The following is a 25,588-nucleotide window of genomic DNA, read 5'->3' as shown; positions in this document are numbered from 1 at the left end:
CATACTTAATATAGCTCTTTGCTAAGTAGCAAAGAGCTTCGAAGTGTACACGCTACGATTAGTTAAAGTCATAGCGGTATAAAAATACGTTGAAATCTTCTTTTTTTGGCCCAAAATCAACTGCTTTTTCTTGTATACGTTGGAAGTTTTGTTTGTCATAAAATTTATAGTTACATTCATTATCCGTATATAAATATAAAGATATTACATCTTCTTTTGTCATGTATTGGAATAAATGATTTAATAAAGATTTTCCAACTCCAAGACCTCTCGATTCTTCGGATACGATGAATAATTGTATACAGCCTTGAAAATGATCTTCTTTTCCTTGAATGAGTTCTTTATATGTTTTTTGAACTTTTATAAATGCTTTTAAAAATTCTCTATTCTCTTTATTTGTTATGAATAGTTTCAGCGTGTTAAAGGTAAAGCTAATAGTATTATGGAATTTCTTTAAACGGTTTTTATCTTTTTCGGAATCGCCTAAAATAACACCGATAACTTTATTATCTTTTTCAGCTACCTTACTAAAAGAACTTCCTAAAATGCAACTGTGTAGATAGAAGTTTAATATTGAGTTTAAAAACTTTTTATCTGTAATGAATTCATTAAATCCAAATGCTTCACCAATTAAATGTTTTATAGGCTCATAGTCTTCCTTAACAAGACTTCTATATTTTACTGTGTTCATAATTCTATACTCCCTTTATCAATATAAATAACTTATTATAAATAGTAAGGTCTCCTCTTAGAGCCTGTTTATAGTCTTATAAATATGTTAGGATGTATGCAAAAACAGGAGATGAGTGTATGTCTTATCCAAGTGATATCAGCCGTGAAAAATTCGAGATCATTCGTGAGGAACTAGAAACGTTTAGCAAACGCACAAGTCCGCGAAAGTATGACCTTTATGATGTGTTCAATGCACTACTCTATGTTCTGAGTACAGGCTGCCAGTGGCGTGCTTTACCAAAAGATTATCCCAAATGGCAAAATGTTTACCGCTACTATGCAAAATGGAGTAAATCCAATGCCGAAGGTAGTAGTCTATTAGAGACCTTATTAAAAAAATTGTTGGGCAAATAAGGGAAGCAGTGAATCGCCCCAAAAGCTCTAGCTTTAATATTGTCGATGCCCAAAGTGTTAAGAATGCAGATACGGCTGAACAAAAAGGTTATGATGGTGGTAAGAAAGTTTCTGGTATTAAACGACATATCAGTGTAGATATTCTTGGATTTCCCCATGCAATCCATGTTACCACTGCCAATGTCACAGATCGAAAAGGCGCACTCGAAATGTACGAGCAATATCCTGAATTGAAAGAAACCATAGAAGCCATCCTCACGGATGGTGGGTACACAGGAGAAAAGTTTCAAAAAGAAATTCAAAAGCTATTGAATGCTGAAGTACAAGTTGCCAAGCGGTCCGAATTGCATCAATTTCAAGTGATCCCTAAAAGATGGATCGTAGAGCGCTCATTTGCTTGGTTAGAAAAATACAGACGATTGTTCAAAAATGTAGAGAGAAAACTAGAAACAAGTAAACAAATGGTTGTCCTAGGATTTCTCGCTATTTTAATAAAAAGATAAGACTATAAACAGGCTCTTAGAGGAGAGTCAATAGTCTTGTGAGAAAAAATATGAGGGAAGAGATTCAAATGAAAAAAATATTTTCTATTGGAGAAGTTGCAAAAATAAAGGATATTACGATAAAAGCACTAAGGTACTATCATAAGATGGGGATTCTTATTCCAAAACATGTTGATGAATCAACAGGATATAGATATTATTCTATAGATCAATTCATTCATATTGATATTATAAAAAGCTGTAGAGAGTTGAACACTAGTATAGTAGAACTTCAAGAGATTTTTAAGGAATGTAATACGGATAAGTTGCTACAATTTTTACAATTAAAGAGAGCGGAAGCGGAAGAACATATAAAGAAAATGAAAGAGGTAATTGAAACGATTGATGGGTTAAATGAGAAAGTAGGGAGTTCACAGGACATATTAAAGAATGATGAAATATCTATTCAGTTCTTTGAACAGCGTTATGTAATTGTAGCGCCTTGTAAAGAAGTGGGGAGTTTACAGGAGTTACTTTATTATTCGGATTTAGAGAAACTTATTCAAGATAATGAAGAGAAAATGTCAATGGAAATGGGGATTCTATACAATGTCAATGAAAAGTGGGATGTAGAACCAAAGTATGTTTTTAATAAGGTACAAGATTATGTACATATGGAAGAGATGCCAAATATAAAAGTATTACCAGGCGGGAAATATGTAACATTAGCGTATAGTAAAGAAAATGAAGAAGAACGTCGAAATATTATAATCGAATATACAAGAGAAAATAATATAGAAGTAGAGAGTTTTATTGAAGTAGAGTTAGTTAATGATTTTTTTAATACGGAGTCTTATAGTTGTCAAATTCAAATTTTTATAGGGGATAGTGAGAATAAGAAGTTTTGATTCCATAATTTTAGGGATGGAAATGTTCCAAAAGCCTAATCCTAAATATATCGACTTAACTGCAAAATACGACAATAATAACCTGCCTATTAATAAGAGAGGCCGTCCCCAAAAAAATGGGACGGCCTCATTAGTAGTAAGAAACGTATTATTTACGTGAGAAACCTTCTTCATCAAGGTATTCCGCAGCTTCTGGATAAGAGTTGAATGTACCGTCTAAGTTTACGCCAGCGTAAACGTTCCACATATCATCCTCTTGAATAAGAGTTAGGATATGACCGTCTTCGTTCTTCCATTCTTCTTCTGCAGCAGGTTCCATCGGTGTAACAATTTCTTCTTGCTCCTGTGATAGACGTTCAATTACTTTTTCAATTACTGAACGCAATTCTTCTTCTGAAAACTCACGGATGTTAATCATGCCTTTATCATCTGTTTTATAACCTTTAATGAAGTTTGCGTATACAAACCCGTTTCCGTTTGGATGTAAATGATATACAACGTTCTTTTTATCTAAACGACTTTCTTCAAAGTGAAAGTTTACGCGTTTTAATGATACGTTCTTTCTTTCTAATTCCGGGAAAGATTCAATAATTGATAATTTTTCTTCAAAAGTTAGCATAGTGCCTCCAAGTATATAGTAAAAGATTTAATTTGTTCATTATAGCATAGTTGCAATTGTTTCCAAAGGTAAGGGGGAAACTTTTCATTGAATCCGTTTACGTCACGATACTGTAAAAAGTAAACTAACGAATGTATCCTTTTAGGTGTACAATGGAAAATGGACTTTATACAAAGGTGGTTATTCTTATGTTTCAAAAAATAGCAAAGGAATGTTTAGCAGGGTTTACTGTTGCGATTGTTGCTTTGCCGCTAGCAATTGCATTTGGTATTGCCGCAACGGGAACGTCTGAGGGAGCGCTAGTCGGGTTGTATGGTGCGATTTTTGCAGGTTTGTTTGCGGCGTTATTTGGTGGTACACCGGGGCAAGTAACGGGTCCTACTGGGCCGATTACAGTTATTGCAACAGGTGTTATTGCAACTCACGGATTAGAAGCAAGTTTTATTGCATTTATGATGGCGGGGTTATTTCAAATCTTATTTGGTGTATGTAAGCTAGGCTCTTACGTTCGTTATATTCCGTATCCTGTTGTTTCAGGGTTTATGAATGGGATTGCACTCATTATTATTTTAGGTGAAATGAAGCACGTACAAAATAGCTTTCTGCTTGTGTTATTAACGATCATTGTAATGATTGTTTCTGGAAAATGGATTAAGGCCATTCCATCAAGTTTAGTAGCATTAGTAGGTGTTACAGTAACGTTGCCGTTGTTTTCTTCTATGCTACAAGGACTTACGGTAAACTTACCAGTTGTAGGAACTCTTTCTTTAAATAAGATGATTGAAAAGATAGGTGCAATTCCAGAGGCGATGCCATCTCTTCACGTACCGACTTTAGACGCAAATGGCATGTTAGCACTTGTATTACCGGCACTTAGTATTGCTTTACTGGGATCAATTGACTCATTATTAACATCTGTCGTAATGGATAATGTGACGGGGACACGTCATAAAAGTAATAAAGAGTTAATCGGACAAGGTATTGGCAATGTTGCAAGTGGTTTGTTCGGTGGATTAGCAGGAGCAGGTGCAACTGTTAGGTCTATCGTTAATATAAGAAGCGGGGGGAAGACGGCACTTTCAGCTTGTATGCATAGCGTCATCTTATTCATTTTCATTATGGGACTGGGTTCAGTGGTACAATATATTCCGCTCGCTGTATTATCAGGTATTTTAATTTTAACCGGTATTGGAATGTTTGATTGGGAAAGTATGAAGAAGATGCATGTAGCACCAAGAGGTGATGTAGTTGTAATGCTCGTAACGATGTTTGTGACAGTGAAATTTGATTTAATGGTTGCTGTTGCGTTTGGCATTATTCTTTCTTTCATTATATACATGGTGAAGTGTAAAGAACGTAAAGCTTCTATTATAAAAGAAAAAGAAGCGACGTATACAATTCAGGGACCACTTTCATTTCTAACAGTAGATCGTATTTTTGCTTCTTTACAAGATGTGAAGTCACCAGTTATTTTACGGATGAAAGATGTACGCTATATGGATGTATCAGGGGCTATGGCATTATTAAACTTTGTTGAGCAATCGGATAAAGCAGGAGCGAGTGTAACACTTGAACATATACATCCGCATGTTGAAAAGACGATTGTGATGATGGCGAATAATGAACAAAAAGAGAAATTACAATTTTTAGGAACTAAATCTATGTAATAATAAGGACTTTCACACGGAATGCTTTGTAGAGTGTGAAAGTTTTTATTATTTTTACTGTGTTTGTTATATTTGGAATTCTTCATCAGGTAAACTAGACATTTGTTTTTCTAAATTGTTAATTTCTTGAACAAGTTGTTCATACTTTTTTAGCTTTCTCTTTTGAAAATCTCCTAACAATTTCTTTACCGCATTCAGCATGTTACAAACACTCCTCTTACTGACAATAGCTACGTTATATAGCACATATTTATCTTGAACAAGTAGAAGTAGTAAATTGAAGAAAAAACTGGATAAAAGAACATATATATGGCACATATTATATTTAAAACATAAAAAGAAAGAGAGTATTCAACATATAAGAAATTTGGTATGATAACTAAATGAGATAAGGTGATGATTCTCAAAATGAATGAATAATACTGATTTAATATTTTATGTAGATTATATATTGAAAGAAAAGAGATAGAAGATGAATAAAAAGTTTGTAAAAGGCGCTGCGATTTTAACCGTTACAACGTTTCTATCGAAAGTAGTGGGGAGTTTTTTTCAAATTCCATTGCAAAATATAGCGGGGGATGAAGTACTTGGGATTTTTCGCCTTGTTTTTCCTGTATATATGATAGCCTTAACTTTATCAGTAGCGGGAGTCCCGCTAGCAATATCTCAGTTAATAGCTGAGCTTCATGAAAAGAATGATCGGGACGGAATAGCTAAATTGTTTACGTCCGCGTCTATTATCGGTGTTATATTTGGGGTGCTCGGATTTTTAATTATTATCATGGGGTCAAGTGGCATTGCAAATATGCTTGGTGGGCAAGAGACGAGGCTAGCATTAATTGTTACTTCGTTTGCTTTATTAATCGCACCATATATGGCAGTGTACCGTGGATATTTCCAAGGGTTCGGAGATATGATACCTACTGGTGTATCACAAGTAATTGAACAGTTGATTCGCGTATTCTTAATGTTAACGATCGCTTATGTATTTGTATATTCGAATAAAAGCAGTGATATCATAACGGGCGGAGCGATGATTGGTTCTTGTTTTGGTGTTATTACGTCACTCATATATTTGCGAGTAAAATATGTGAAAAGCCCGTATCGCTATAAGAGTAAAACATATTCATTGCAAGACTTTAAGAAAAACGGGAAAAACATACTCCGTATTTCAATTCCGATTGCAATTGGAGCGTTATCTATGCCGGTTTTAAATTTAGTTGATTCTGTAACAATTCCACATGTGCTACATGAATCTTCTACAACGATTCAGGAACAGTTTGGTATATATAGCCGTGGTTTTGCATTTACGCAATTAATTGTTGTATTTGCAAGTGCGATAGTATTTCCATTAATTCCATTATTAACAGCAGCTTTAACAAAAAAAGATATAGCTTTAGCTAAACTGACAGTAAAACGTACAAATGAGTTTGCGCACGTTTTAACAATGCCGATAACGATATGGCTTATGGCGCTCACAGTACCGCTTAATGTTGCATTATTTACAGATACAAAAGGAAGTGGTATGTTAGCTATTTTAATTGGTAGCTCGTATTTCACATCACTTATGGTATTATCAATAGGAATCTTGCAAGGGATTAATCGTTCGATGCAAGCAGCATGGATTGTCATCGGTGCAAGTTTTGTAAAAATTATATTAAATATAGCGCTAGTAAATCAATTCGGTATAAATGGAGCAGCGTATAGTACTCTAATTATTTATATAATGATTTGTATCGCAAATCATATTTATATTAGAAAAGATCTTTCTTATCCAATGGATATAGGGAAGTTTTTGGCTGTGATTGGAGTATCTAGTATTTTAGGTATAGCATTATACTTTGTGTCTACATTAATTAATGTGACAGATTCCAGGGTTTTAGCAATGATATATAGTGGTGTAGCGCTAAGTGTAGCTTCAGTATTATATGGCATATGTGCACTTAAACTAAACTGGATATCGAAAGAACAAATTCCATTTTTACGTAAATAAAATCGTTTGTTATAGAAAATGAACAATATTATAAATGGGTACGACTTTTTAGATGTTTGCGAAAGAAATCAATTTGAAGTTATCAATCCTTCCTCGGCAAGGAATGGATAACAATTTGTTTAATTACAAAAAGAGTTGATTGTGAAATGTTGGAGGAGATTAAGAGTGCGGTTAGTTTTATCAGGATATTATGGTTTTTATAATGTTGGGGACGAAGCAATTTTGCAATCAATTATTAAAGCGCTACATGAAGAGGATCCTACTCTTGAGCTTGTTGTACTTTCAAATGACCCCGACTATACAAGGAAAATGTACAGTGTAGAAGCAGTAAATCGCTGGGATATAAGAGCGATTTACCGAGAAATAAAGAGAAGTAATGGTTTAATTAGCGGAGGCGGAAGTCTCTTGCAAGATAAGACGAGTATTAAAAGTATTTTATACTATACGGGTATTATGCGGCTTGCCCGTTTTTTGAAAAAGCCGTATTATATTTACGCTCAAGGAATCGGACCTATTACGAAGAAGCAAAATCGTTTATTAGTGAAATGGCATGTATCAAAGGCTGAATATATATCAGTACGTGATGAAGACTCTTTTTTGTATTTAAAAGAAATTGGTATTAAGAAAGATATCGAACTTGTTCCAGATCCGGTATTAGCTTGTCAGCAAGAAGAAAAGAAATCCAATTGGCTTCAAAAACATTCTCTGCAAGGAAAGATCGTTGCGGTTAGTGTAAGGTACTGGGATGCAAAAGAAGATTATATGAAGAAGTTAGCAGGTACGCTGAAAAAGCTTAAGCAAGAGGGATACCATATTTTATTTGTACCGATGCATGGACCATTTGATCAAAATGCATCAAAGGATATCATTAATTTGATGGGAGAAGAAGCGCACATGCTCCCTTATAAAATGGATATTCATGAGAAAATCTCTATTTTATCAGAATGCTCCCTTTTAATAGGGATGAGACTGCATGCTCTTATATTATCGGCAGTTGCAAACACGCCTATGATTGGAATTTCATATGATCCAAAGATCGATTCGTTTTTACAACAAGTAAATCAGCCGATTATTGGGAATGTTGATGGAGACTGGACGACAGAAACATTACATAGTATGGCGGTTAAACAATTAGAGCAAACAGAATATGTACAAGAAATGTTAGGACAAAGGGTAGAGGAATTGCGTGAGCAAATTGCCATAGCGTCCAAATATATTATTAATGACTTACATGCAAAAGAGTCTATAAAAAGAGGAATAGAATAGAGGTCATTCCTCTTTTAATTCAATAATTGAGTTGAAAAAGAACAGGAATTACCTGTTCTTTTTTTGCTATGTAAGTAAGAATTTGAAAGAGAAGCGTATGAAAGAAAAAATGTCGGCAAAAAATTAATCGTAGGTACAATGACAGCAGCAATGGTAGCAGGTGTTGTATCTTCAGTAGCAGCAGGTAAAACATTCTCAGACGTTCAACCTGGTTCTTGGAGTGAAGAGTACATTAATTATTTAGTAGCAAAAAAGGCTATCGAGGGTAAACCAGACGGAACATTCGATCCATCTGAAGCAATTGACCGTGCTTCTGCACTTCCAAACTTCAATGCAGACATCTACAATACTTTAACTACTAAGTACACTGACAAAGGTACATTAGTATTCAAAGTATTAAGAGATAAAGATGTTGTAACAAGCGAAATCGTTTCACAAGCTGTACACACCCAAATATATAATACAAAGAAGCCTCTTGTACATGTACAAGAGGCTTCTTTTATTGTTTAAACTTAAACATCTCACCGCTCAAGTTCGAATCACTATACACAAACAATACCATGTTAATGTTGTTGTCTTTAATGTATTGATATATATCCTTTTCGTGATAGTGACGAAGGTCGAGGATAGATGTGTGATTGAAGCTTTGTGCTAAGTGAGGCACGATTGCGTTTGCGAATGAATCTTTTAGGACTAAAGCTCGTACATCATTTGGTGCATTGTTATTTTCGATGACGATTTCTGGATAGTCGTTTGTGTAATAACCGGCGTATGATGTTGTATCATTTTGTTTTTCTACGCCATATAGTTCATCCAATGTGCGATATACAGTGCCGTTCACATCTTTTGCGGTTACGCTTGTAAAGTTGAAACCGTCTTTTGGTGTGTAGTAGCATAGTTTTTCACCAGTCGCATCAATCAGTTGGTATAGCTGGTTGTTAAAGCTTCCGACTAGATGTTTATTTGGAGCGCACGTACGAGTGTAATCTTCTTTTTTTATTTCTTTTCCTTTATATATAGAAGATTGTTGCACGATTGTGTTCATTATATATTGATAGCCTAAGAAGGCACCATCCATATTCCAGTGATGGTCTGTTTTGAAGTACATACTTTGTATTTCTTCATTTGTATAGTTTTTCTTAAAGTGTTCCATGAGTTTAATTGGTTTTACGTCCGCTGGAAGTTTATCTAGAAAATAATTTAAATTTTCCTGTGCATATGTGTGAATATGAGAAGGTAATTTAAATGATAATGCATTCGTTTTGGACGGTGGTAAGGCAAAGTAAAACTCGATATTTTGTTCTTTTAAAAACTGAGATAAGTCGTTTACAGCTGGCATGGATTGATCGATTTCATTATATTTTGTAGTCCATGCTGGATTTTTAAGAAGCCATTTATCATCAGTTAAAATAATATCGTTAATGAGAGACTTGTCCATTTTAATTTGAGCAAGTGTATAGTTTTTTATGAGATCATCTCTTCCGATTAATTGATCGTTTGTATATGTCTCAAAGTCTTTAAAGAAGCTACCATTTATGACAGCTTCTTTTGTAAGAGCTGGTTTTTGAGCGAGTGGACGATTTTCAACGGGCGAAACTGCTCGGTCAGTTTTGAGAAGCGATAATATGCCAAATGAAAAGATAATGGTGAGAAAACCGGTAAATAGGACGATGTTCCCCAATTTTTTCATAATAACGTTTCCTTCCTACATAAAGTGAAACTTTAATCAGTGGGGGTTTTGTTCATCCCCACTGATTATTAGCCTTAACCAATCGGGCTTTTACGGGAAGCCCGACCCCCACCTAACTTCTTTGCTTTCGCTGAATTTTGAGGTGGGGATCTTACTGCCCGGCAAATAGCGGGATAAGTTAAAACCTGAAATAAATAAATGGATTATATGTTGAATTAACTAAATACATAATCGAAAGCATAAATAATGTTAGTAATAATATAGGACGTACAACTTGCATCCCGAACGTATATGTTTTTGGTGCAAGTTCTAGTATGTTTTTAACTCTCTTTAAAATAGGTGTCGCTGCGATAAAGGCAATGATAAAAATAATAATGTATTCATGTACGTATAACATTGTATTATCATCGACGAAAGAGTGCCCCCCTATGCCAAACATAGCTTTTAAATATTGGAACGAGTAAGCGAAGTTGTCAGCTCGGAAGAAGACCCAGCCAATCATAACGATTACTAATACGTATGCATGTTGCAGCGGCTTCCATAGTTTGTTTAATATTTTTTCGAATCCAGCTTTTTCAATTGAAATAATAAAGCCATAATATAAGCCCCAGGCGATAAATGTCCAGCTCGCCCCGTGCCATAAACCAGTTAACCCCCATACGATGAAGAGGTTACGATAATTCGCTAGTTTTGAAACGCGGTTTCCGCCGAGCGGGATATATATGTAATCGCGGAACCAAGAGCCGAGTGTAATATGCCATCTTCTCCAAAATTCTGAAATAGATTTAGAGATGTACGGATAGTTGAAGTTTTTCGGGAAATCAAATCCGAACATTTTTCCAAGTCCAATTGCCATATCAGAGTACCCTGAAAAATCGAAATAGATTTGAAGTGTATAGGCGATAATCCCAATCCAAGCTGTTCCAGCGCTTATCTCAGACGGCGGTAAGGCGAAGATTTTATCTGCGACAAACCCGACTTGGTTGGCGATTAATATTTTTTTCGCTAATCCTAGAATGAAAATTTGTAGACCTTCTGTAAATTTTTCAAAAGAATGGATACGCGTTTTAATTTGTTCAGCAACGATATTGTAACGAACGATTGGTCCGGCAATAAGCTGAGGGAAAATAGAAATATATAGTGCTAAGTTAAGTGGGTTCTTTTGAACATCACCGTCTTTACGATATATATCGATGACATAGGACATCGCTTGGAATGTATAAAATGAAATCCCAATTGGTAGTGGAATAGGTTCCACTTGGATAGATAAATGTAAAGCGTTGTTTAAAATGTCTGTGAAAAATGAAATATATTTAAAATAAGAAAGTAATAAAATATTCCCGACCACAGCCATAATCAAAAATGTGACTTTCATATTTTTTCGTTTATCATAATGATGCACGAGTAGGCCGAAGCAATAGTTTAATACAATAGAAAAGAGCATTAAAAGAACGAAACGTGGTTCTCCCCATGCATAGAAAATTAAACTAAATGCAAGTAATACGAAATTACGAAGCTCGGCACGCACTATAAAATAGAAAAATAATACGAGAGGTAAAAAGATAAATAAGAAAATCGAACTACTAAATACCAAAGGATTCTCCTCACTTTATTCAAAAATACATTTCGTGCAAAAAAACGACATTTCTATTATATATTCTTTTAAATAAAAGTGCCTTTAATATTTTAGCATGTTAATAATTCGATTAAAATAATTATTCTATGTAAATAGTTTCTAATTTAATACATAAGAAAGGTGGGCAATTAAGTGTTTTTTAAAATGGAAAAGAAGGCATTTGAGTGATTTATGGGAATTATTAATTTTGAGATAAGAGAAGTGACATAACTAAGGAGGAGAATAGGGAGTAAATTCGGATTGTATGGCAAATTTATCGTGGAAGAAAGTAATCGAGATATATTAGCAGATATTTTGTTAGAGGCGAAGGAATCAATGCAGTCATTAGGGATACTTGTGAAGTGTATATTGTAAGTAATTCTAATGATGAGCCGAATGCTGTATATGTTTTTGAAGTATGGAGTAATGAAGAGGAACAACGAGATTTTCTGTCTATACAAAAATGTAATAAGCAGATAAAACCACTTATTACAGAAGCGGTAAGAATTAGTATCTTGAATATGAGAGGAGGTAAATTTATCCATAGAAAAACTGCACCCCAATTGTTAGATTGTGTGTCTAACAATTGGGGTGCAGTTCACATCCAAATAGATGCTGCTTCTTTTTTTATTCTATTTCTAAATCAACAATTAAGTAAGCGAGTATAACAACGAAGAAAATACTAACGGACGGCGCTGTTAATACATGGCCGGACATAAAGCCGATTCCAAGTGATAGTACAACAGTGCTAGCTAATAGCATATATTTCACGGTTATTATTTTCTTAAAGTTTGTTATGACGCGAATGAATAATTTAATACCGAAGTATAGAAGCGGTATTAAGTAAATAAGGAAACCGACGATTCCGAATGCAAAGAATAGATCGTGGAAGTCCATTTCGATTAATTTAATTTTAACCGTATAGTTACCAGCATAGCCCATTCCGAATAATTTTTGTGATAGCGGTGCTTCTTTATAGTATTGTTTGTATACTTTTAAAAACTTATCGCGATCACTGTAAATTAAACTTTTGACCTCAGAGTCTGTTAGCTCACCTTTTGCATGTTTTTTTGCTTCGTCTGGATCTTCTTTAATTACTTTTCCTTCTTTTCTATCCTTTTCTTCTTGTACTGATTTTTTGTATTCGTATATTTGCATGTGGATGCCCATATTTTTTGCAATAGGAGTATGCGGTGTAAGTGCAATTAAACCTCCTAAAACAACAGCGGCAACAACTGTATTTACGAGATATGTGAATCCTTTACCTTCTTTTTTGCGATGAATCATATATTCAATGAATGAGAATAAAAGTGCCACGCCAAGCGTTAGAACAATTGCACCATATCCTACTTTCGTTCCGACCATAATACTTGCATACATCGCAAGTATTGTTGGAATCCAGTAATAGATTTTCGAGAAAGAAGTTGTTTTATGAATCGAATATAACACTACGCTTGGGAACATAATTGCAAAAATAGAACTTAAATCATTTCCAGCAAAGAACCAACCTCTTGAACCAATCTTTGAGTGAGGATAGCTTGGGAAATCTGTACCAGTTTGCATTGCAACAATCAGTGTGATGCTGAAAATTAAAGTTGCATATAAGAAATATGTAATGATTTTATGAAACGTATATTCTTTATTTTTTAACTCTTTAAAGACGATAATATATCCAAACAGTAGCACAATTGGATATATGCTCTTTAAAATAAATTTCACTTCTTCGCCAAATGAAACTGGAGATTTGACCATCATATTATTTACAAGACCAATTGCTAGTACGATCCCGAGTAGGCATAAATAGAGAATGTACTTTTTTGCCCCGTGTTGTTTTCTATGAAGAAGTAGATAACCTAATGCAAGAAGCATAAAGGCGAAACGGACTACGATTCCAACTGTTGCGCTCATGTGTAACACATAGATTGAAAAAGATGTTAATAAATCTAAAATTGGTTGAAACACAATGAATAGCAATAGGAAATGTGGGAAGTAGTTAGCCGTTTGTTTCAACTTAGTAACCATATGTTCCTCCATTTCTTCATTCCTTTATTTCAACACCCGAGAGATGGGTATAAAAGCCTTTTTTTGGCATAGTAAGGTGAATGAATTTCAATGTTTGTTTTTTGCATCAAACTTAAGAATACACCATTTCATTGCAATGGTAAATAGATGAAAAGCAATGATAAACCGACTTTAATTTCTATATTTTTTAACGAAATTGTATGTTTTATACGGATATATATACAAATTACGAGAATATTAGACAGAAAATTAAGAAAAAAGAAGGGTTTTTAACATGCTTTCTATAATTATAGAAGTATAATCTTTATGTGGAAAAGAGGGGTATATATAATGGAAGTAACAAGTAAAACAGAATCTGTTGTTGTAAAATATGAAGGGCGCGTAGCGACGGTTATGGTCAATCGCCCAGAGGTTTTAAATGCATTAGATGAACCAACGTTAAAAGAGTTATTACAAAAGTTGAAAGAAGTGGCGGAAAGTTCTGTTCACGTTGTTGTGTTATGCGGCAGTGGCCGTGGTTTTTCTGCGGGTGGAGATATTAAATCGATGCTTTCAAGTAATGATGAAAGTAAGTTTGAAGGCATTATGAATACAATTGCTGAAATCGTTGTGACGTTATATACGATGCCAAAGCTTGTTATTAGTGCAATTCATGGACCAACTGCTGGACTTGGATTAAGTATTGCATTAACAGCTGATTATGTTATGGCAGATATATCATCAGTTATTGCGATGAACTTTATTGGAATCGCTTTAATTCCAGATGGTGGTGGCCATTTCTTCCTTCAAAAGCGCGTCGGTGAAAATATGACGAAGCAAATCATTTGGGAAGGGAAGAAATTATCAGCGACAGAAGCGTTAGATATCGGTTTAATTGATGAAGTAATCGGTGAGGATTTCCAAACGGCTGTGAAGCAAAAAATTAATGAATGGTTACACAAACCAATTAAGGCGATGATTCAAACGAAACAAATTTTATGTGAAGTAAATCGTTCTAATTTAGAACAAACGCTTCAGCTCGAAAAGCGTGGTCAATATGCGATGAGACAAACAGCGGATCATAAAGAAGGTATTGCTGCTTTTCTAGAAAAACGTTTACCAGCATTTAAAGGGGAATAAAGGGAAGCTGTAATCCGAGGGGATTTGTTTATCCCCCGCGGATTATTAGTTTTACTGCCCGTTAATTCGAGATAAAGGGAAGAAAGTGCTAACACATTTTAGTATAATTGTGTTAGCACTTTTTTTAGGAGTAATAAATGAAGAAAATTATCGGTGTTATCGTTATGATTTTACTTATATATTATGCTTTGCATAGTACACCATCTCTTGCGGTGCGGACTGCATTATTCTTTGAGGGACATCCAACTGTTGCTTTCTCAGGTGAAGTGAAGAAAGCACGGGATGTGAAAAAAGAGGCGATTCCTGATGAGTACCGGACCTTATACGGCGATAAGAAAGAAGAACCAGAGCATTACTTCTTTCCGGTAGTAAGGGCGCACGGATCGGGAATTGATATGTTAAGTGCTTGTGTGAAAAAAGAGTGGTTTTTCTATAAAGCAGAGCTTGGTTGTTTTTAAAAATAGGAGGTAAGTGATGTCAACTTATAACAGGTTAGTGAGAGACCGTGTCCCGGAGAAAATTTTAATGTCTGGAAAAACATATACAGCACAAAAATTAACAGGACAAGCTTACATACAAGCGTTAGCGAAAATTGGTACAGAAGAAATTCGTGAATTTGCTTCAATGAAAGAACGTGAGCATGCGCTAGATTCACTTGCAGACGCACTTGAAGTTATTATTTCTTTAGCGCGTGCAGAAGGTGCAACAATTGAAGATATAGAGCGTATTCGTAAGCAAAAAGAAGAAGAACGCGGCGGATTTACAAGAGGGATTTATTTGATGGACGTTTCGGAAGAGTAGTTTAATAGAAAAAGCACAGCTTACTCAGTAGCGCTGTGCTTTTTTCCTACAATTAGGCTAGTGATTAAGAAAATAATCGTTAATGCCCAGCCAATTGTAATTGAGGTAGTAGTGTGAAAGACATAAGAAACTTGTAAACATAGTAATGATGATAAAAACCAAATAAGTGCAATATGTACATGTTTTTTCGTTACATTCATTTTTGTTATCTCCTTTTCACTTACTAAACTAAATTTTACTATAATTTAGAAAATTAGACTATATGAGTAGAGGTTTTATTGTAATTTCGCTATACTAAATAGTAGAGAAAATGAGGAGGAAACGACAATGACACATCATGCAAAAGAAACGATGGAATTAATTAAAGAGCTTGTCTCTATTCCAAGTCCATCTGGAAATACGGCGAAAATTATTAATTTTATTGAAAACTATGTAAGTGAGTGGAATGTAGAGACGAAGCGTAATAATAAAGGCGCTCTTATTTTAACGGTTAAAGGAAAGAATGATGAGCAGCATCGTTTATTAACTGCACACGTTGATACGTTAGGTGCGATGGTGAAAGAAATTAAGCCTGACGGTCGTCTTCGTCTATCTATGATTGGTGGATTTCGCTGGAACTCTGTAGAAGGGGAATATTGCGAAATTGAAACGTCAAGCGGTAAGAAGTATACAGGTACAATTTTAATGCATCAAACTTCTGTCCATGTGTACAAAGATGCAGGGGAAGCGAAGCGCGATGAGAAAAATATTGAAGTGCGTATTGATGAGCGTGTCTTTTCGGCAGATGAAGTACGTGAGTTAGGAATTGAAGTAGGAGACTTCGTTTCATTTGATCCACGCGTTCAAATTACAGAGAGTGGATACATAAAATCACGTCATTTAGACGATAAAGTAAGTGTAGCAATTCTATTAAAATTAATTAAAAGATTGCAAGATGAAAAGGTAACATTACCGTATACAACACATTTCTTAATTTCTAATAATGAAGAGATTGGGTACGGTGGTAACTCAAACATTCCAGAAGAAACTGTAGAATATTTAGCAGTTGATATGGGAGCGTTAGGTGATGGACAAGCATCTGATGAATATACAGTATCCATTTGTGCGAAAGACTCTAGCGGTCCATACCATTACGCTTTACGTAAGCATTTAGTTGAACTGGCGAAAGCGAACGCTATTGAATATAAAGTGGATATTTATCCATACTACGGATCAGATGCATCAGCCGCGATTCACGCTGGATTTGATGTGAAACATGCATTAATTGGAGCTGGTATTGATTCTTCTCACGCATTTGAGCGTACGCATGAAAGCTCGATTGTACATACAGAAGCACTTGTTTATGCATATGTGTTATCAGAAATGATAGTAGAATAGTGAGAGGGTGGTTGATTCTATGAATCAGCCACTTTTTTTTGCATAAAAACTACTTAAATTGTATTGTGCAATATTAAAAAAGTAGGTTTACTATAGAATTCTAGTATTATAAAATGATAGAGGCGCACTAATTTTTTTAATTTATATTTTCTAAAATTTGTATATTAAGATTGTGTGTTTTTAAAACGTTAATTTTCGAGGGGAGTATTATTATTTATGAAGTATCGTGCAGTCGCGGCAGGTATTTTAGCCGCAAGTTTATTATCGTCTCCAGTTAGTAGTTTCGCAGCAGGGAAAAAGTTTTCGGATGTTCCTACATGGGCGCAGGAGTCGGTTGACTATTTAGTAGGGAAAAAAGCACTTGATGGAAAACCAGATGGAACGTTTTCTCCATCTGAAGCAGTAGATAAAGGATCAGCTGCAAAAATATTAGCGGTAGTTCTTGGTTTACCAATTGATCCAAAAGCGAAACCATCTTTTAAAGATTCGCAAGATCATTGGGCAGCACCATATATTGCTGCGGTAGAAAAAGCGGGTGTAATTAGTGGAGATGGTACTGGGAAATTTAATCCATCAAGCCAAATTAACCGTGCATCTATGGCATCTATGCTTGTAAAAGCATATTCATTAGATAAGAAAATTATTGGAGAACTTCCAACACAGTTTAAAGATTTGGAACCGCATTGGGGTAAGAAACAAGCTAATATTTTAGTAGCTTTAGGGATTTCAATGGGTACAGGAAATGGCTGGAATCCTGACGGTACTGTAACTCGTGCTGAAGCAGCTCAGTTCATCGCGATGGCAGATAAAAATAAAACAAATACATCGAAAAGAATGTATATGAATAGAAACTTTATTACATATCATCAAGCATCGTTATCATCTGGTATTACTGACGTTCAACATAAGCCGCAAATGATTGAAGTGACAGAGCAAAGAGGGGATGGATGGTTGAAGGTTGTAACAAGTAAAGGTGAGAAGTGGACGCCATTACAAGAAAAAACAGAGTCTATTAATGAAGGATTTACTACATATCAAGAAGCTTCACATACGTCTACAGTGGCAGGGACACATAAAGCACAACAAGTAACTGTTATTGAAGAAAAAGATAGCTGGATTCGTATCCGTATGGGAGTTGGTTTCCAGTGGATGGATAAAAATCAATTAAATCCAGTGAAGCAAGGTAACTTCCTAGAAGGTAAAGCGATTATTATTGATCCAGGTCATGGTGGAATTGACTCAGGGAACCCTGGTTATTATGAGAAAGAAAGTCAAACCGTATTAGATGTATCATTACGATTACAGAAAATATTTGAGAAAAAGACACCGTTTACTGTGTTATTCACTCGTACAGATGATACACGCCTGGGAACAAGTGGTCCTGATTCTCTAAAAAAACGTGTAGAATTTGCACAGCGAAATAATGGAGATATTTTTGTAAGTATCCATGCTAATGGTTCTGACTTGAAAAATGGACAAGGCACAGAAACATTATATTATGACTCAGAACGAGCAAGAGCAACGAATCCAAATGTAGAAGAGAGTCGTTTATTAGCAGAAAAAATTCAAAAACGTCTTGTGAAAGCACTTGGAACAAAAGATCGTGGTGCGAAACATCAGGACTTATACGTAACTAGAGAAAATACAATGCCAGCTGTATTAACAGAATTAGCATTTGTAGATAATAAAAGTGATGCAGATAAAATTGCTACACCAGAACAGAGACAAAGTGCAGCGGAAGCTATTTATCAAGGTATTTTAGATTACTACGAAGCAATGGGTAACGACGTATCTTCTTTCCGTTAATAAATAAAAGAGATTGCCAATGGGCAGTCTCTTTTATTTATGAAACAAATTATAAAGGTTTCTCTTTATTTCGAGCATATGATATCATTTAATTTTACGTAAAAAGGTATTTGAGTAATTGTAATCATAACAATTTTAAACGATAAAGGATGATAATAGATTGAGTAATTATAGTAAAACACCTGCATGTATATATACGTATGCGTTTCGAGAAGAGGAACGTGCTTTATGTTACTTGGAAATGCGTTCGTTCTTTGGGATGGAGTCTCACGTTAATATTTTGAAAAGTGAAGTCAAGATTGCTCCGAGTAGAAGTCCGTTTATTAAAGAGCGCGTTGAGGTTATGTATGAAGGGGACGACTTAGAAAGCATTTTAGAACAAGTGGAACAAATTGATTTAGCGGGAGCGACATTCAAAGTTATCTTCGTTAAAATCAATGATCTTGGTAAAGAAAATAAAATTGAATATGGGGAAAGACGCCTTATTGAACGAGACCTTGGCATGCATATTGAAGGAGAAGCTGATGTTCGTAATCCAGAGCGTGTATTCGGGATTGTTCCTCTTGGAGGACGCTGGTACTTCGGGCACTATGTAGAAAGTGATCCAGTTTGGTATCATCACATAAAAAAACCGCATAGCTATTCGACATCACTGAGCACACGTGTTGCTAGAGCTGTCGCAAATATCGCTGTACCAAACCCAGATGGAGTACGAGCAATTGACCCGTGCTGCGGAATTGGAACAGTAGTAGTAGAAGCACTTTCTATGGGGATTAACATCGTTGGTAGAGATATAAATCCACTTGTAGTTCTTGGAACGAGAAAAAACATCGCACATTTCGGATTTGAAGGAACAGTAACAAAAGGCCCAATTGAAGAAATTACTGAGAACTACGACGTCGCAATTATCGATATGCCGTACGACCTATTTACGCACGCAACACCAGAAGATCAACTCTCGATTCTTTCAAGTGCGCGCCGTATCGCAAAAAAAGTAGTCGTTGTCACGATGGAAACAATGGACGACATGATTCATGAAGCGGGATTTGAAATTACAGACCGCTGTATCACAAGAAAAGGATCATTTTCTAGACAAATTCTTGTTTGTGAATAAGAAAGAAAGATCACCCGTTTGTTAAATTTAGGTAATAATTAATAGGATAGTTAGTCCATTATGAGGGCTGATTATCCTTTTTTATTTACATAATTGATTTGGAAAATAAAGGTTGGGAATATGGTTTAAAATGTATAGTATGGAATTAAATAAAAGAATGTACATTTGTATTCAACTAAAGAACAGTTTAATTAAAGAAAATGGATCTATAATGTGGGAGGAAATCAAATACATTTATTAAAATTAAAGGAGCTGTTGAAATTGGACACTATTCAATTAATTGAAGATTTCATATTACCTTACTATACTCAAAAAGATATAATGCACAATGTTGAACATATAAAAAGAATTTTAAATTTATCTCTAGAAATGGCTAAAATATATAAAAATAAAGTAGATGAGGATTTACTTAAATATGGCGCATATTTTCACGGAGTAATATATGAAGAAGAGATAAGAATAAGTATTAAAGAATTTCTTAAGGGTATTGGGTTTAGTGGAGAAAAAATAAAACGAATTCTAGAAGTAGCAGACGGTTCTCAAAAGGATGGAAAACCAGAAAGCCTAGAAGCTAAAATTCTCCACGATGCACATTTACTTGAGGGTGGAGAGACATTTTTAATTGTTAAATCTTTAATCACTGGATCACTTAGGGGACAATCCTTACTAGAAACGATTGAATATCTGGAAACAAATATACTTAATAAACATCATTGTTACTTACCCGAAAATATTGAAAAATACAAGGAAAAGGAAAAGTTCGCTTTTGACTTTCTATACAAACTCAAAACACATATATAATTTTTAATTTGTGAAGTTTTGTACTTAAATTATATGAGGGGTTTTATGGAATATTTGGACTCTAAATAAATAGAAATTTTTAATAATAAAAAATCTTTGTATAAAGTGAAATTTAGTCAACAGTCTACATCCTTATTTTATTAAATTTAAAACATAAGAATAGATAAATACAATTAAACCAGTGATGTTTAGTCTAAATCATTATTTTAACTGAACAAGGACCACACATATTAGACGTGTTTAATATGTGTGGTCTTTTTAATTTCAACTGTTCCACTTACCTAACCTAAATATAAAATATTGGTGACCTTTTTTGGTTTGCATAATCTTAGCATGATGTGTGATTGGTTGGTGGAATAGAGGGAGGGATTTGGCGATAAGTCGATATTCCAGGTCGAAACGTCGATATATTCTAAGAATCGATCGATATCATTTTGTTAGTACAATTACTCTTCTTTCGTCTTCTCTTGTTGTGCAATTAGTAAATTGCGTAATACGTGTCCGCGGTAACTTTCTAGTTTTCTTCCTTCATGATAGCGAACACCTAATTTCTTAAGTTCAGCTACGTACCAGCCTTTTGTTCCATAATACATGAGACCACTTCCTTTTTTCTTTTGAACAGTATATGTGCCTGGGCGAGAGAATTTTCTATTTTTATTCATGAAATTTACAGAAATGAACATTGAATATTCAGTCTATTTGTATTATGATTAACTTATTATCGGATGACAGTGATTAGCCTCTCTGTAAGCCCGGGTATATTTTTATTCAATTGAATAGAGGAACTTCTTTCCACTTGAGCTTCCTTAGCAGGAGGACGAGCCATAAGGATAGGGGCAGTAAAATTCAATGCAGTTGCATGTGTTGTTTTTCTGGCTCTTTTTATTTTTTACTTAAAGTAGGAGGGGATTTTTAGAAAGCGTTGTCAATGGAGTATGGTGCACGTCCACGCTAATGGAGGGGCTGGTGAATTGGTTGGCTAAAGAGAAAAAGGAGTTACAAAAGGATTTAAAAACTCGGCATATAACAATGATTTCGATTGGCGGGGTTATCGGGGGCGGTTTGTTTGTAGGAAGTGGAACGATTATTCAATCGACGGGTCCAGCAGCGATTTTGTCCTATATTATTGGCGCTTTAATGGTTGTGCTCGTGATGCGGATGTTAGGAGAGATGGCAGCGGAAAATCCTGATAGCGGTTCTTTCGCAACGTATGCGAATAAAGCAATTGGGCCGTGGGCAGGGTATACGATTGGGTGGTTATATTGGTTTAATTGGGTCATTATTATCGCGATTGAAGCGGTGCTTTTAGGCGTGATGATTAACAATTGGTTCCCTTCAGTTCCAGCATGGATCGCGAGTTTATGTATGGTTCTTTTAATGACGATGACGAATGTATATTCAGTAAAATTGTACGGTGAGTTTGAATATTGGTTAGCGTTTATTAAAGTTATTGCGATTGTTGCGTTTTTAATTTTAGGAGTTTCAATGTTCTTTGGTCTTGTTCCAGGGGTGGATAGACCGAGTCTTTCTGTTATTACGGAGCACGGTGGTTTCTTCCCAAATGGAATTGTCCCTGTCTTACTGAGCGTTGTGTTTATTTCTTTCTCTTTATCGGGAAGCGAAGTAGCAGCGATTGCAGCCGGGGAATCGGAAAATCCAGAGAAGAATGTTATACGAGCTATTAATAGTGTTGTATGGCGCCTAATGCTTTTCTTCGTAGGTTCGGTAACGATTTTAGTTATGTTTATTCCGTGGACGGATAAGGAGTTATTAAAACTTCCGTATGCAAGTTTATTTAATATGGCAGGAGTACCTGCAGCCGCAGAAATTATGAATGGTGTTGTCTTTTTATCACTACTTTCCGTTATGAATTCAGGTATATATACGAGTTCGCGTATGTTATTTTCACTTGCTAAAAAAGGCGATGCTCCGGCTAGTTTTTCACGATTAAATAGTAGAGGGACGCCGGTTGTAGCGATCTATGCAAGTATCGTATTTGCATTTATTTGTGCGATGTTGAAATTTATATCTCCGGATAAACTGTTCGCATTTTTAGCGAATAGTTCAGGCGGGGTAACGATGCTTATGTATATGTTCGTTGCCGTTTCACATGTCAAGTTAAGGCGAGAAAGGGAAAGAGAAGGGGCTGGAAAGCTGAAAGTGAAAATGTGGTTATTCCCTTATCTCACATATGCAACGCTTTTAATGATTGTCACGATATTTGCTTCACAGGCGTTTATAGAAGATATGCGTATGCAGTTTTACATGACATTACTAGCTACGATCCTAGTAATAATAAGTTATTTTCTAAGAGTTAGAAAGTTAGATAAGCAAAAGTTGAATGATTTTACGATTATAAAAGATTCGGAAGTTAGTTTAGAAGAAAAATAAGAAAAGGGGTATGTACCATGTTAAAAGAGAAGAAGGATATTACAACTACAAAATCTAGCATATTACATGAAAGAAGAAAAAATGCGGTGCCAGAAGGGCCTTACAATATTACAGAGTTGTATGTGCAATCAGCAAAAGGCGCGATTATTACGGATGTAGATGGTAATGAATTAATCGACTTTGCGGGCGGAATTGGTATGCAAAACGTCGGGCATTGTCATCCGAAAGTAGTAAAGGCGATTCAAGATCAAGTGGAATCTTCTATTCATAGTTGTTTTCATGTAGCGCCGTATGAAAGTTATATTACACTGGCGGAAAGACTGAATGAGTTAACGCCAGGTGATTTTAAGAAAAAAACGATGTTTGCGAATAGCGGAGCTGAAGCAGTAGAAAATGCGGTGAAGATTGCTAGAAAAGCAACTGGAAGAAGCGCGATCGTTTCGTTTGAGCGTGCATATCATGGGCGTACACTTTTGACGATGTCACTTACAAGTAAAGTGAAACCGTACAAGCATGGATTTGGGCCGTTTGCATCAGAAGTATATAAATTACCATATCCATACTATTACCGTGCTGACGAAGGGCTAACACAAGAAGAAGTAGACGCGCAAATTTTAGCGTATTTCGAACGCTTTATGTTAGAGGAAGTAGCAAGTGATAATATCGCTGCAATTATTTTGGAACCGCTTCAAGGAGAAGGTGGATTTATCGTTCCGACGACTACATTCATGCAAGGTGTCCGAAATATTTGTGATAAGTATGGAATCATTATGATTGCGGATGAAATTCAAACTGGTTTCGCTCGTACGGGCAGCTTATTTGCAATGGATCATTTCGGCGTAGCTCCAGATTTAATGACTTTCTCAAAATCAATCGCTGCTGGAATGCCGCTTAGCGCAATAACAGGAAGAGCGGATTTAATGGATGCACCTGGACCAGGTCAATTAGGTGGTACTTTCTCAGGAAGTCCGGCTGCTTGCGCGGCTGCATTAGCTGTTTTAGATGTAATCGAAGAAGAGAATTTAGTGAAGCGCGCTGTAGAAATTGGCGAGCGTATGATGGAAGTGTTTAATAGCTGGAAAGAGAAATATGAACTAGTTGGTGATGTCAGGGGCCTTGGTGCTATGACGGCAATTGAGCTTGTAAAAAATAAAGAGACGAAAGAGCCAGCAGCGGAAGAAGTTAAAGCAATTATGAAGGAAACGCATAGTAAAGGGGTCATTACGATAAGCGCCGGTATTTATAGTAACGTACTTCGATTCTTACCGCCTCTTGTTATAACAGATGAACAGCTTGAAGAAGGGCTTACTATTTTAGAAGCTGCTATTGCGAAACTATCAAAATAAAAATGGTGGGGGCAGGGGAATGAAGTTTTTCAATTATATAAACGGTGAGTGGAGAGAGCCTTCCACGAATGCATATGTGAAAAATTATAATCCGCATAACGGGGAAGTGTTAGGTGAATTCCCGTTTAGTTCAGTAGAAGATACACGAGTTGCAATTGCATCAGCGAAAGAGGCTTTTCATAAATGGCAAAAGTTATCGTTTCAAGAGAGAGCAAGTTATTTATGGAAAGCGGCAGCTATTTTAAAAGAAAAGGTAAATGAAGTTGGCCGGGATGTAACGAATGAAGAAGGAAAGACGATTGCAGAAGGAATAGGAGAGACGAAGCGAGCAATTAGCATTCTTGAATATTATGCCGGGGAAGCAAATCAGCCGATTGGAGAGATTATCCCGTCTGCTAATGAAAGTACAATGCTCTATAGTAAACGTGTGGCAGTAGGACCAGTCGGATTAATTACGCCGTGGAACTTTCCAATTGCGATTCCGGCATGGAAAATGGCGCCGGCACTTATTTACGGAAATACGATTGTCATTAAGCCGGCTGAAGTTACACCAAAATCGGTGTACCATCTCGTGAATGCTTTTCATGAGGCTGGCATTCCGGCGGGCGTTATAAATTGTGTATTCGGCAAAGGCTCTGAAGTTGGAGCAGAATTAACGGGAAACCCTGATATAAAAGCGGTATCTTTTACGGGTTCTAATCACGTTGGAAATATCATTCAGAAAGCAGCTGTTGAAACTAGGAAAAAAGTCCAATTAGAAATGGGCGGGAAAAATCCGTTAGTTGTATTAAAGGATGCTGATATTGAAAAGGCGGTAAATATTGCGATAAAAGGTGCGTTTATGTCAACGGGGCAAAAATGTACCGCAACAAGTAGAGTAATAGTCGAAGAGGAAATTTATGAAGCGTTCCGTAATCGACTATTGCAGCGCACTGAAGCTCTTACAGTTGGGAACCCGTTAGAACCTAATACATTCATGGGCCCATGTGTCTCAAAGGGGCAGCAGCAATCTGTTCTATCGATGATTGAAGTAGGAAAAGGAGAGGCTTCCTTACTGTATGGAGGTAGCGTGCCGGACGAAGCTGAACTGCAGCGAGGATGTTATGTTTTACCGACTATTTTTGAAAATGTAGATGTAGATGCACGCATTGCAAAAGAAGAGATTTTCGGTCCAGTTATATGTTTATTTAAAGTGAATAGTTATGGAGAAGCAGTTTCTTTAGCGAATGATACAGAATACGGACTAAGTGCATCGATTTGTACAAATAATTTAAGTTTATCGCAAAGGTTTATTGATGATATGGAAGTTGGAATGGTTCATGTGAATTCAGAAACTGCAGGAGCAGAACCACAAGTTCCGTTTGGTGGAATGAAAAACTCTAGTGCTGGACCGCGTGAACAAGGAAAAGCAGCGAAAGAATTTTACACGAGAATAAAGACAGTATACGTAGATCAAGTATAAACACTAAAAAACATAGTAACGGA

The 25,588-nt window shown here is 35.8% G+C and carries 24 protein-coding genes; 16 read left to right on the top strand and 8 right to left on the bottom strand.

What is annotated here, in order from left to right; translation table 11 throughout:
- Positions 1 to 58: 58 nt before the first annotated feature.
- Positions 59 to 691: a GNAT family N-acetyltransferase gene (locus ACP6L7_RS23550; RefSeq protein WP_097829809.1), complete on the bottom strand. Its 633-nt coding sequence runs from the start codon at positions 689 to 691 to the stop codon at positions 59 to 61.
- 119 nt (positions 692 to 810) lie between these two features.
- Between ACP6L7_RS23550 and ACP6L7_RS23545 the strand changes: the two genes are divergently transcribed.
- Together ACP6L7_RS23545 and ACP6L7_RS23540 are read left to right on the top strand one after the other, a co-directional pair.
- Positions 811 to 1,589, top strand: a protein-coding gene (locus tag ACP6L7_RS23545) for an IS5 family transposase (RefSeq protein ID WP_430528891.1) whose coding sequence is annotated in 2 segments (ribosomal slippage) — positions 811 to 1,072 and positions 1,072 to 1,589 — 780 coding nt in all. Because the reading frame shifts where the segments join, the coding sequence is not laid out codon by codon here.
- A 38-nt stretch (positions 1,590 to 1,627) separates the two neighbouring features.
- Positions 1,628 to 2,476: a MerR family transcriptional regulator gene (locus tag ACP6L7_RS23540; RefSeq protein WP_097829810.1), complete on the top strand. Its 849-nt coding sequence runs from the start codon at positions 1,628 to 1,630 to the stop codon at positions 2,474 to 2,476.
- Between the two features lie 148 nt (positions 2,477 to 2,624).
- Here ACP6L7_RS23540 and ACP6L7_RS23535 read toward each other — a convergent pair whose 3' ends face one another.
- Positions 2,625 to 3,095: a hypothetical protein gene (locus tag ACP6L7_RS23535; RefSeq protein WP_097829812.1), complete on the bottom strand. Its 471-nt coding sequence runs from the start codon at positions 3,093 to 3,095 to the stop codon at positions 2,625 to 2,627.
- Between the two features lie 188 nt (positions 3,096 to 3,283).
- Here ACP6L7_RS23535 and ACP6L7_RS23530 point away from each other — a divergent pair, with 188 nt between their 5' ends.
- Positions 3,284 to 4,762: a SulP family inorganic anion transporter gene (locus ACP6L7_RS23530; protein WP_097829813.1), complete on the top strand. Its 1,479-nt coding sequence runs from the start codon at positions 3,284 to 3,286 to the stop codon at positions 4,760 to 4,762.
- A gap of 66 nt (positions 4,763 to 4,828) precedes the next feature.
- On the opposite strand, the gene ACP6L7_RS23525 is transcribed toward ACP6L7_RS23530, so the two are convergent.
- Positions 4,829 to 4,963, bottom strand: a complete 135-nt coding sequence (locus ACP6L7_RS23525) for a hypothetical protein (protein ID WP_255290760.1) — start codon at positions 4,961 to 4,963, stop codon at positions 4,829 to 4,831.
- A gap of 271 nt (positions 4,964 to 5,234) precedes the next feature.
- Between ACP6L7_RS23525 and ACP6L7_RS23520 the strand changes: the two genes are divergently transcribed.
- The 3 genes from ACP6L7_RS23520 (at position 5,235) to ACP6L7_RS23510 (ending at position 8,531) form a co-directional block, all read left to right on the top strand.
- Positions 5,235 to 6,755: a putative polysaccharide biosynthesis protein gene (locus ACP6L7_RS23520; protein WP_097829814.1), complete on the top strand. Its 1,521-nt coding sequence runs from the start codon at positions 5,235 to 5,237 to the stop codon at positions 6,753 to 6,755.
- 165 nt (positions 6,756 to 6,920) lie between these two features.
- Complete coding sequence (gene csaB, locus ACP6L7_RS23515) at positions 6,921 to 8,021, top strand: polysaccharide pyruvyl transferase CsaB (RefSeq protein ID WP_097829815.1); 1,101 nt, start codon at positions 6,921 to 6,923, stop codon at positions 8,019 to 8,021.
- A gap of 138 nt (positions 8,022 to 8,159) precedes the next feature.
- Positions 8,160 to 8,531, top strand: coding sequence for an S-layer homology domain-containing protein (locus ACP6L7_RS23510; protein ID WP_097829816.1), 372 nt, complete (start codon positions 8,160 to 8,162; stop codon positions 8,529 to 8,531).
- Here ACP6L7_RS23510 and patB1 read toward each other — a convergent pair.
- The 3 genes from patB1 to ACP6L7_RS23495 form a co-directional block, all read right to left on the bottom strand.
- A complete protein-coding gene (gene patB1 / locus ACP6L7_RS23505) occupies positions 8,521 to 9,711 on the bottom strand; it encodes a secondary cell wall polysaccharide O-acetyltransferase PatB1 (protein ID WP_097829817.1) in 1,191 nt (396 codons plus the stop codon). The genes ACP6L7_RS23510 and patB1 overlap by 11 nt on opposite strands.
- A 178-nt stretch (positions 9,712 to 9,889) precedes the next feature.
- Positions 9,890 to 11,305, bottom strand: coding sequence for an MBOAT family O-acyltransferase (locus ACP6L7_RS23500; protein WP_097829818.1), 1,416 nt, complete (start codon positions 11,303 to 11,305; stop codon positions 9,890 to 9,892).
- Between the two features lie 648 nt (positions 11,306 to 11,953).
- On the bottom strand, positions 11,954 to 13,348 hold the full coding sequence (locus ACP6L7_RS23495) for an O-antigen ligase family protein (RefSeq protein WP_097829820.1): 1,395 nt from the start codon (positions 13,346 to 13,348) through the stop codon (positions 11,954 to 11,956).
- Positions 13,349 to 13,678: 330 nt separating this feature from the next.
- Here ACP6L7_RS23495 and ACP6L7_RS23490 point away from each other — a divergent pair, with 330 nt between their 5' ends.
- The 3 genes from ACP6L7_RS23490 (at position 13,679) to ACP6L7_RS23480 (ending at position 15,268) form a co-directional block, all read left to right on the top strand.
- Entirely contained in the window at positions 13,679 to 14,467 is a 789-nt protein-coding gene (locus tag ACP6L7_RS23490) for an enoyl-CoA hydratase (protein ID WP_097829821.1), read from the top strand.
- Positions 14,468 to 14,604: 137 nt separating this feature from the next.
- A complete protein-coding gene (locus ACP6L7_RS23485) occupies positions 14,605 to 14,925 on the top strand; it encodes a hypothetical protein (RefSeq protein ID WP_097829822.1) in 321 nt (106 codons plus the stop codon).
- A gap of 16 nt (positions 14,926 to 14,941) precedes the next feature.
- Complete coding sequence (locus tag ACP6L7_RS23480; RefSeq protein WP_097829823.1) at positions 14,942 to 15,268, top strand: nucleoside triphosphate pyrophosphohydrolase; 327 nt, start codon at positions 14,942 to 14,944, stop codon at positions 15,266 to 15,268.
- Between the two features lie 20 nt (positions 15,269 to 15,288).
- On the opposite strand, the gene ACP6L7_RS23475 is transcribed toward ACP6L7_RS23480, so the two are convergent.
- The gene (locus ACP6L7_RS23475; RefSeq protein WP_097829824.1) at positions 15,289 to 15,468 is read right to left on the bottom strand and encodes a hypothetical protein; all 180 of its coding nucleotides are present in this window, start codon (positions 15,466 to 15,468) and stop codon (positions 15,289 to 15,291) included.
- A gap of 127 nt (positions 15,469 to 15,595) precedes the next feature.
- Here ACP6L7_RS23475 and ACP6L7_RS23470 point away from each other — a divergent pair, with 127 nt between their 5' ends.
- The 4 genes from ACP6L7_RS23470 to ACP6L7_RS23455 all read left to right on the top strand — a co-directional run bounded on the left by ACP6L7_RS23470 (position 15,596) and on the right by ACP6L7_RS23455 (position 20,366).
- Complete coding sequence (locus ACP6L7_RS23470; RefSeq protein ID WP_097829825.1) at positions 15,596 to 16,645, top strand: M42 family metallopeptidase; 1,050 nt, start codon at positions 15,596 to 15,598, stop codon at positions 16,643 to 16,645.
- A gap of 216 nt (positions 16,646 to 16,861) precedes the next feature.
- A complete protein-coding gene (locus tag ACP6L7_RS23465) occupies positions 16,862 to 18,451 on the top strand; it encodes an N-acetylmuramoyl-L-alanine amidase (protein ID WP_097829826.1) in 1,590 nt (529 codons plus the stop codon).
- Between the two features lie 160 nt (positions 18,452 to 18,611).
- Complete coding sequence (locus ACP6L7_RS23460) at positions 18,612 to 19,565, top strand: TRM11 family SAM-dependent methyltransferase (protein WP_002116583.1); 954 nt, start codon at positions 18,612 to 18,614, stop codon at positions 19,563 to 19,565.
- Positions 19,566 to 19,826: 261 nt separating this feature from the next.
- Positions 19,827 to 20,366: an HD domain-containing protein gene (locus tag ACP6L7_RS23455; RefSeq protein ID WP_097829827.1), complete on the top strand. Its 540-nt coding sequence runs from the start codon at positions 19,827 to 19,829 to the stop codon at positions 20,364 to 20,366.
- A gap of 446 nt (positions 20,367 to 20,812) precedes the next feature.
- Here the strand turns inward: ACP6L7_RS23455 and ACP6L7_RS23450 are convergent, their stop codons facing one another.
- Positions 20,813 to 21,028 (bottom strand): YflJ family protein, encoded by a 216-nt coding sequence (locus ACP6L7_RS23450; RefSeq protein ID WP_141533295.1) that lies wholly within the window; start codon positions 21,026 to 21,028, stop codon positions 20,813 to 20,815.
- Between the two features lie 304 nt (positions 21,029 to 21,332).
- On the opposite strand from ACP6L7_RS23450, the gene ACP6L7_RS23445 reads away from it, so the two are divergent.
- The 3 genes from ACP6L7_RS23445 to ACP6L7_RS23435 are packed head-to-tail and all read left to right on the top strand — an operon-like array spanning position 21,333 to position 25,565.
- Complete coding sequence (locus tag ACP6L7_RS23445; protein ID WP_097829828.1) at positions 21,333 to 22,757, top strand: amino acid permease; 1,425 nt, start codon at positions 21,333 to 21,335, stop codon at positions 22,755 to 22,757.
- 17 nt (positions 22,758 to 22,774) lie between these two features.
- Entirely contained in the window at positions 22,775 to 24,103 is a 1,329-nt protein-coding gene (gene gabT / locus ACP6L7_RS23440; RefSeq protein ID WP_071747960.1) for a 4-aminobutyrate--2-oxoglutarate transaminase, read from the top strand.
- 19 nt (positions 24,104 to 24,122) lie between these two features.
- Complete coding sequence (locus ACP6L7_RS23435; RefSeq protein WP_097829829.1) at positions 24,123 to 25,565, top strand: aldehyde dehydrogenase family protein; 1,443 nt, start codon at positions 24,123 to 24,125, stop codon at positions 25,563 to 25,565.
- The last annotated feature ends 23 nt before the right edge of the window (positions 25,566 to 25,588 follow it).

The sequence above is a fragment of the Bacillus silvicola genome (assembly GCF_050524305.1).
Taxonomy (GTDB): Bacteria; Bacillota; Bacilli; order Bacillales; family Bacillaceae_G; genus Bacillus_A; species Bacillus_A cereus_AT.
The sequence above is the reverse complement of the archived record's forward strand: the minus strand, read 5'-3'. Positions and strand labels throughout refer to the sequence as shown.